This is a genomic window from Flavonifractor plautii ATCC 29863, from assembly GCF_000239295.1.
In the GTDB taxonomy this organism is placed as follows: Bacteria; Bacillota; Clostridia; order Oscillospirales; family Oscillospiraceae; genus Flavonifractor; species Flavonifractor plautii.
The window spans coordinates 1-6782 of record NZ_JH417831.1 but is presented as its reverse complement, the minus strand read 5'-3'; the positions used below and the strand labels follow the sequence as shown (position 1 = coordinate 6782).

Annotated in this window: 10 protein-coding genes; 8 read left to right on the top strand and 2 right to left on the bottom strand. The window is 57.1% G+C overall.

Features of this window, described 5'->3' with window-relative positions:
• Nucleotides 1-637 precede the first annotated feature (637 nt).
• From HMPREF0372_RS14905 to HMPREF0372_RS14885, 5 genes are all read left to right on the top strand, one after another.
• Complete coding sequence (locus HMPREF0372_RS14905; protein WP_039997726.1) at nt 638-1054, top strand: hypothetical protein; 417 nt, start codon at nt 638-640, stop codon at nt 1052-1054.
• 274 nt (nt 1055-1328) lie between these two features.
• Nucleotides 1329-1748 (top strand): hypothetical protein, encoded by a 420-nt coding sequence (locus HMPREF0372_RS14900; protein ID WP_226916822.1) that lies wholly within the window; start codon nt 1329-1331, stop codon nt 1746-1748.
• Entirely contained in the window at nt 1745-2515 is a 771-nt protein-coding gene (locus HMPREF0372_RS14895; RefSeq protein ID WP_007494218.1) for a DUF7768 domain-containing protein, read from the top strand. The genes HMPREF0372_RS14900 and HMPREF0372_RS14895 overlap by 4 nt, the downstream gene beginning before the upstream one ends.
• A gap of 8 nt (nt 2516-2523) precedes the next feature.
• Nucleotides 2524-3120, top strand: coding sequence for a hypothetical protein (locus HMPREF0372_RS14890; RefSeq protein ID WP_007494217.1), 597 nt, complete (start codon nt 2524-2526; stop codon nt 3118-3120).
• Entirely contained in the window at nt 3110-3832 is a 723-nt protein-coding gene (locus HMPREF0372_RS14885) for a DNA-methyltransferase (RefSeq protein WP_007494215.1), read from the top strand. The genes HMPREF0372_RS14890 and HMPREF0372_RS14885 overlap by 11 nt, the downstream gene beginning before the upstream one ends.
• A gap of 9 nt (nt 3833-3841) precedes the next feature.
• On the opposite strand, the gene HMPREF0372_RS14880 is transcribed toward HMPREF0372_RS14885, so the two are convergent.
• Together HMPREF0372_RS14880 and HMPREF0372_RS14875 are read right to left on the bottom strand one after the other, a co-directional pair.
• A complete protein-coding gene (locus tag HMPREF0372_RS14880; RefSeq protein WP_007494213.1) occupies nt 3842-4741 on the bottom strand; it encodes a nucleotidyl transferase AbiEii/AbiGii toxin family protein in 900 nt (299 codons plus the stop codon).
• Nucleotides 4738-5331, bottom strand: a complete 594-nt coding sequence (locus HMPREF0372_RS14875) for a type IV toxin-antitoxin system AbiEi family antitoxin domain-containing protein (RefSeq protein WP_007494211.1) — start codon at nt 5329-5331, stop codon at nt 4738-4740. Before HMPREF0372_RS14875 ends, HMPREF0372_RS14880 begins: the two co-directional genes overlap by 4 nt.
• Before the next feature lie 307 nt (nt 5332-5638).
• On the opposite strand from HMPREF0372_RS14875, the gene HMPREF0372_RS20855 reads away from it, so the two are divergent.
• The 3 genes from HMPREF0372_RS20855 to HMPREF0372_RS14860 all read left to right on the top strand — a co-directional run bounded on the left by HMPREF0372_RS20855 (nt 5639) and on the right by HMPREF0372_RS14860 (nt 6689).
• Complete coding sequence (locus HMPREF0372_RS20855; RefSeq protein WP_225123416.1) at nt 5639-5965, top strand: hypothetical protein; 327 nt, start codon at nt 5639-5641, stop codon at nt 5963-5965.
• Nucleotides 5934-6224 carry a hypothetical protein gene (locus tag HMPREF0372_RS14865; protein WP_007494207.1) on the top strand — a complete coding sequence of 97 codons (291 nt, stop codon included), beginning with the start codon at nt 5934-5936 and terminating at the stop codon, nt 6222-6224. Before HMPREF0372_RS20855 ends, HMPREF0372_RS14865 begins: the two co-directional genes overlap by 32 nt.
• 270 nt (nt 6225-6494) lie before the next feature.
• Nucleotides 6495-6689: a hypothetical protein gene (locus HMPREF0372_RS14860; protein WP_007494203.1), complete on the top strand. Its 195-nt coding sequence runs from the start codon at nt 6495-6497 to the stop codon at nt 6687-6689.
• The last annotated feature ends 93 nt before the right edge of the window (nt 6690-6782 follow it).

The following is a 6782-nucleotide window of genomic DNA, read 5'->3' as shown; positions in this document are numbered from 1 at the left end:
TTTCAATTTGCGAAAATTATTGTACCTTATCAGAAGTTGTTTACACAAAGATAATCCAGATTTTCCTTGCCAGCAATAAGCAACTTCCAGTCTATTGCACGATTTCTGGTCGGGAAGTAGTACTGTAAGGACGTGGCGCTGTGCGATATGCATAACACATTCGGATGAAAGTTTACGGAAACTAATACAAACGCCGTACGATTTTCGGCAGAGGAGAAAATCATTCCAGGATGCTTTCGACTGATTGTTGATAATTCCCATTATCTAGCTAATCACTCCTAAAAGCCCATCTTAACACACTCATAACACCTTTACAGCTCTCCCCAGGCCGCAAGTGCGGAAGAACTATCAGAAAAATATTGATCTCAGATTTAGAAAAATTACAGAAAGGTGGGCTGTGAAAATATCTTCAATAGCTCCGGATAAGGCATAGGGCAGCGTTTGCTGCCCTATCATTTTTGCAACGGGAGGTCGGGAAAACAGCTTCTGGCAGAAGGCCACCTAAACACCCAGGAGTTGTTGGTATTGCTGGGTTTGTGCCGGGTTTTTCGTTACGTATGGTGATAGCTTTTCGCCGCCCAAACGGGTATTGTTGTGGTCGGAAACCCACCCCAAAATCAGTAAGGAGGACGCTCTGATGAAAAAAATCGAAACCCATCCCTCGCCGGAAAAACTGCTTCAGCAGGTCACCGAGGAGGCAATCAATGCCCTGGCCCTGGGCGGGCCGGATAAGATCGGGGACGAGGCCCCCATAGAGGCAGGCGTGAAGCTGATCGCCAAAGCCTGGGGCTTGCCCCAGGAGAGCCTCCAGGCCAGCCTGGACCTGCTCGAAAAGGAGCGGCAGCTCCTTCGCGGCGGGAGCGGCGAGGACGCCCTGCCCGACAGCGAACTGCTGGAACCCTACGACGGCAGAATGATCGTCGAGCTGCTCTGGGGCCTGTTTGAGACGGCAATCAAGCTGGAGGACGCGGCAATGCACAACCTGGCCCTGCTTATGGCGGAGAGCTTGGGCCTGGACAGCTGGATCGCGGAGTGCGGGCCATCTAAAATCTGAGACAGAAGCATACGGGAGGGGCTGTCCCAAGGGGCGGCCCCTCGCCTGTCTGTAAAAAGGAGATGAAGCAGCAATCAATCAGAAATACGAACTGACCGATATCGCCCATGAGAAATATCCCTTTCTCCACCGCATCCGCGCCCTGCGGAATATCGGGAAGAAGGTAAAGGCCGGGGAGCTGGGCGGCTTTGTAGAGAGCGAGCGTAACCTGTCCTTCGAAACGGGAGATGACGCCTGGATCTTCGACGACGCCATTGCGTGTAACGATGCCTATGTGGACAAGGGCTCGTCCCTGTTTGGAGAGTCCGTCGCCTGCGGAAACGCCTATGTTTCCCAGAACTCTGCCCTGAGCGCCCATGCCCGCGCGGAGGACGACGCCTATATCCGGGGGAGTAATCTCTGCGGCCACGCCAGAGTATCCGACTGCGGGATGGTGCTGGACTCGCCGGACACAGGCCGTGCACCCATTCTGTCCGGTACCAGTGCTGTGTATGGCAGGGTATGCGGCGATGTGCATTTAACCGATACCGCGTTGATCATCAGCGGCGAGGAGATCTGCAACGATTCCCTGGACACTCTGGTGATGGATGGAAAGGGGCGTTCCGTCATCCGTGACCCATCCAGGGACGAGTTGGCGCCCCAGGAGCCGGAGCCGCAGCAAAAAGGACACAAGGAACGGGGGCAGAGCAGATGAGTAATTTTTTCGAGCAGGAGCTCCGCAAGCTGTTTGCAGACGGGACTATCATCCGCGATCCGGTTTTCGTGGGCCGGGCCTGCCTGGGCAGCTTAGACAGAAACCGTCAGGTGAGGGCTGAATTTGTTACACTGGGCCATGCGGACCACTATGCGGCGCTCCGTCTGACGCTGTTGGACAACAATCACGGCGTGGTAGACAGGCTGATCCTTCGGTTCAAAGATATCTGGGGGAAAAAGAAGATCCCTAACAACCCCTACCTGCGGGATGGTGTTGCTCCACATATTTGGGTGGATGGCGACCGAATCGATTGGTATGCCTACCATCCCTCCCAGGAGGACTACCAGCAGCTCAGGCAAATAGCCAGCGACTATGTGGAGACCTTCCGTATTCAAGTCCTGACGAAGAACCATGGCCCCAGGCTGGTCTACATCTGCGCACCGCTCCGAGGCGAACTGGAAAAGAACATCGCCTTCGCAAAGGAGAAAGCGCAGGAGGTGTTCCAGGCCGGGGATATCCCGATCTGTCCCCACCTCATGTTCCCGCCCTTCGCAGACCCGGATGACCCCGCCCAGGACCAGGCGGCGCGGGAGATGGGCCTGCGGCTGGTGGAGCACTGCCAGCAGGTCAATGTGTACGGTACTGTGCGTACACCGGGGATGCTGGCGGAGATCCGCAGGGCGGAGGAACTTAACATCCCGGTCAAGGCCGACCAGCCAGGGCTTAAAAAGACAAAGGACCGTCCCAGGCGCGGCCAGACCAGATAGGAGGTAAAATGGCAGAAATCAAGACAGTCACCATCGACGAACTGCGTCAGATGAACGATCAGGAGGGCCTCATCCTCCAGGGCTGCGGCGGGGATCTCCAGGAGTGGGTGTATGGTATCAATGAGCTGTTTGCCCAGGCTGGTATCCTACAGGCCGGCAGCGCATGGAAAGCCAAGGCTGTGAGGAGCTTCCAGTACGATGGCCTGACCAACCTGCTGTTTCCCTTTGCGGGTGTTTCTCTGGATATGGGAAGGCTGGCCATATGGCGGCTCCAGACATATGAACAGTTCGGCGGGACCTGGCTCAGCGACTATGTGCCCAACCGGCTGGGCGGTTTTATCCAGAAGCAGCGGCCCGCAAAGCCCAAAATGGCGCTGGTGGGACAGGACGGAAATATCTTCGGCATCCTGGGCCGGGCCTCCCGGCTGCTGAAACAGGCCGGACAGATCAAGCAGGCCGACGAGATGTTTCAGCGGGCTACCAGCTCCGGCAGCTATAATGAAGCATTGTGTATCATCAGCGAGTATGTGGAGACGGAGCTCTCCACCGCGCCAAAACCTCAAAAATCTGTTCAAAAGAAAGGCAGGGATACCCATGAACGATAAGTGGGAGATTCTCCACGGCGACGCGCTGAAGCTGCTGGGCGGCTTTGCCCCCGGCACCTTCGATGCGGTCATCACCGACCCGCCTTACGCCTCTGGAGGCCGTACCCAGGCAGAGAAGAACAAGTCCACGGCCAAGAAGTATTCCAGCATGGGGGATCACGCGCCCCCGCCCTTCGACGGGGACGCCAAGGACCAGCGGTCCTGGACCCGCTGGGCGGCGGAGTGGCTTGGCGATGCCAGAAAGATCTGCAAACCCGGCGCGCCGGTGTGTATGTTCATCGACTGGCGGCAGCTCCCAGCGGCCACCGACGCCCTCCAGTGGGCGGGCTGGATCTGGCGGGGCACCGCTGTGTGGGACAAGGGCAACAGCCGCCCCCAGAAGGGCCGCTTCCGCCAGCAGGCGGAGTACATCGTCTGGGGCTCCAACGGGGATATGCCCATCAGCCGGCCCGTGCCCTGCCTGCCCGGCGTGTTCAAGTACGGCAATCCCCAGAACCGCATTCACCTGACCGAAAAGCCCCTCCCGCTCATGCGGGACGTGGTGAAGATCACCGAGCCGGGCGGCCATATCCTGGACCCCTTCGCCGGCAGCGGCACCACAATCCTGGCCGCCGTGCTGGAGGGCTACACCGCCACCGGCATCGAGGTCACCGGCGAGTATGCCAGACGGGCCAGGGAGCGGATTGAGCAGGAGCTGCGCCAGGCGGCGTGAACATGGCCGTCAACGCTCTCTTTCCTTTCTGTGCGGAGGCGTCAGGGATACCTTCGGCGGCTCCACCACAAGCCCGGCAGTGATGCAAAGCTGCCGAACGGAGGAGAGGACAATATCCCATGTCAGCTCAGAGGCGTAGCTGTACCTCGCACGGTAAGTATCCCAGAGTTTCCTCATGTGGGGATCGTCCGCAAGCTCCCGCAGAACATCCTCCGCCTCAGACAGCAGTCGGAGCGTCCCACGCCTCCTGGCCGTTGCGCAGAGCGCGTCTGCTAGAACCCGCGCCGTCAGGGTGCCGCCATAGAGCTGACATAAAATGTGGAGATCATAAAAATCCCGCATACGGGTGTTGGTTGTGGCGCGGGAAATAACCGTCTCCAGCTTCTCGGCCAAAACAGTCTCCAGGCTGTAGGCCAATATCTCGATGGCCCGCTCCTCGAACATCAAATGAAAACGGTAGCGAACCTCTCTTGGCGTGATTGCATCGCCGGTGGAAATGTCAATCTTAAATGGGGTACGCACCCCATCGAACATCGTCTCCATGGACACCCGCACACCGGGGTACTCCGCCTCGTCCATAATCTCAGAGACACTTTTTAAGGAAAAGAAAACGCCATCCTTGACCGGGACGGATATGATCTCGGAGATCATATCGCTGACGTGATCGACATCCACTGCGGCACCCCGGACCGTCGCGTCAATGTCCATGGTGGAGCGTGTATCCAGCCCAACCATGGCCGCGACCAGCATCCCGCCCTTCAAGATAAAATTCTCCCTGAACTGTGAGAGCGAGACGCGCTCCAGAAAGCGCTCCATCATGTAATTCCGCATGAGAAGCTGTGCGTCTGCCGCATTTTTTCGGGCGAGATTGTTGATCAGGTCTTTTAACTGTCTGGATGTTTTAATCATAACAGGACCTCCAAATACTGTCTCAGGATATTCTCTACATGGAACGCTCCGGCATAGTGCATCAGGCGGCGTAGATCCCTGTCTCTCCGGCCGGCGTACCGCCTCAGTGTATCCCGGAGGACCTGGACATCCATGCCGCTCCGGCTGCGTACCACATCGCAGACGGTGCGCTCCAGGTCATAAACCGCCACCGGATTTCCAAATGGTGTGTTTGTTTGCGACAGGCCCAGGCCGTGCAGCTCCGCCTTGATGCGGTACACCTTCACGCCGTCACCCTTTAAGCGGTGCGGATTGTATCCGCTTTTTACAGTCACCGTATAGGCAAGCGGCTCCCGGTCGGTCAGGTCGTGGAGGAAAAGAGCGGTATCATGGGAAAACACGGCCTGCGGACAGCGCAGGTGGAGCAGGTACATCCCATCCTTCCAGGCATCCGGGGCAAGATAGAGCCCGTGGCCTACACGCTCCAAGCCTCGTTCCCGCACATAATTTCCAAGCACAGGCCTGGCGATCCCTGCAGCAACGGCATCCGCAGTCCGCAGCACACCGTTTCCGCCGCGAACCAGAGCATCCAGAACATCGAATGCAGGCATAGAACGCCCTCCTTTCGTGCTCATATAATAACTCATATAGGCACAAAAGTAAACAACGCAAACAGAGATGTTTGAGAAAAAGCTGGAGGCGGGCCGGCATATTCTGACCGGGAAGCCCATCCCACTCATGCGGGATGGGGAGGAGATCAGCGGTGGGTATGCCCGCTGGGCCAGGGCTGGGCGGTATAGCAGCTCCCGCCCGGAAGGGCTGTTCGTCTATTCCAGCCACTGTGTGGGGAATGGGTATGGCCTTCTCGACGGCGTCCGGATATACTGTAGGCGCCACAACTGGAGAAGGAGTGTAAAAATGGAAGAACAGAAATTGATCCAAATGATCCGGTTTGACCATGACCTCGTCGTATTCATCGAGGGATCGGATGACCAGCAGCGGCAAGTGAACATCTATGGGTATGCCATGCATCAAGCAGTAAACGTATGGGACTTTGTTGAGTGGCTGTGTACGCGCAAAATGCGGGCGGTATTTGCCGGAAATCCCTACGCATTCCCTGATATTGTGAATTGGCTGGGCGGGAAGCTCTATGCGATCCGGGCCAACTATATCCTGACACACAGGGGCCTGCTTCTTCCCTGGAATGCGGTGGATGGCGGAACCGTCTGGAAACCGCGGTATTGAATACCTTTTTTCTGATGACGGCAAATGCAGCCGCTATGTAGCGGGCTTTTTGGGCGACCTGTCCGATGTGAAGGATATTCACAGCCAGCCCCTGTGTGTGGGGAATATGGTGACGATGCTCCGCGGTGGAGAGCCCTATGAACAGATGATCATCCTGAACCACAAGGGAAAATCCCAGCTCTCACAGGAGCACCTGAACCGTCATGGTGCGGTTTTCCAGACCCCATTTACAGAGGCGGGCATCATGCCTACCCGATAATAGAACGCCAATCCTGCCTCACAGCCTACTATCCCGATCAGAAACGGGCCAGGGCGCCTGCCAAGCAGCCTCAAAAAACAGAGGGCCAAACTCGGTGAGGGCTGTCTGGCCCGGCCACTCCGAGGCCGTGCTCCAGACTGCGGGTGGAAAGGGCTGTTTGGGGATAGTCCTGCCTGTTCGGGAACAGGAATCGCTTTCCCGCCCGGTATGTGGTATTGTGTAGCTGTGGAAGCAACCCAGTATAATACAGATTGAAACGGAGGGAACTGTATGGGAGTCCAACGGGCGATCAATGGACAGCTCATCACATGGGAAGTCATCGTTTACGGCTTCCTCGGTATGGAGCAGGTGGCGGCACGCTACAAAGACCCTTGGAAAGCGGCGGTCTATTGCTGTGAGCACAACTGCGCTGAGGTCAAGATGGCCCTTTCCGAACCGGATGAGCCGTTACCGACAAACGACTAACCGCAGCGGCCGCGGCATTCAGTCAATGCCGCGGCCAACCGTACAAGGCCGACTTTAAAACTGTAGGTTTGTCAAACATATTGGACGGTGAAC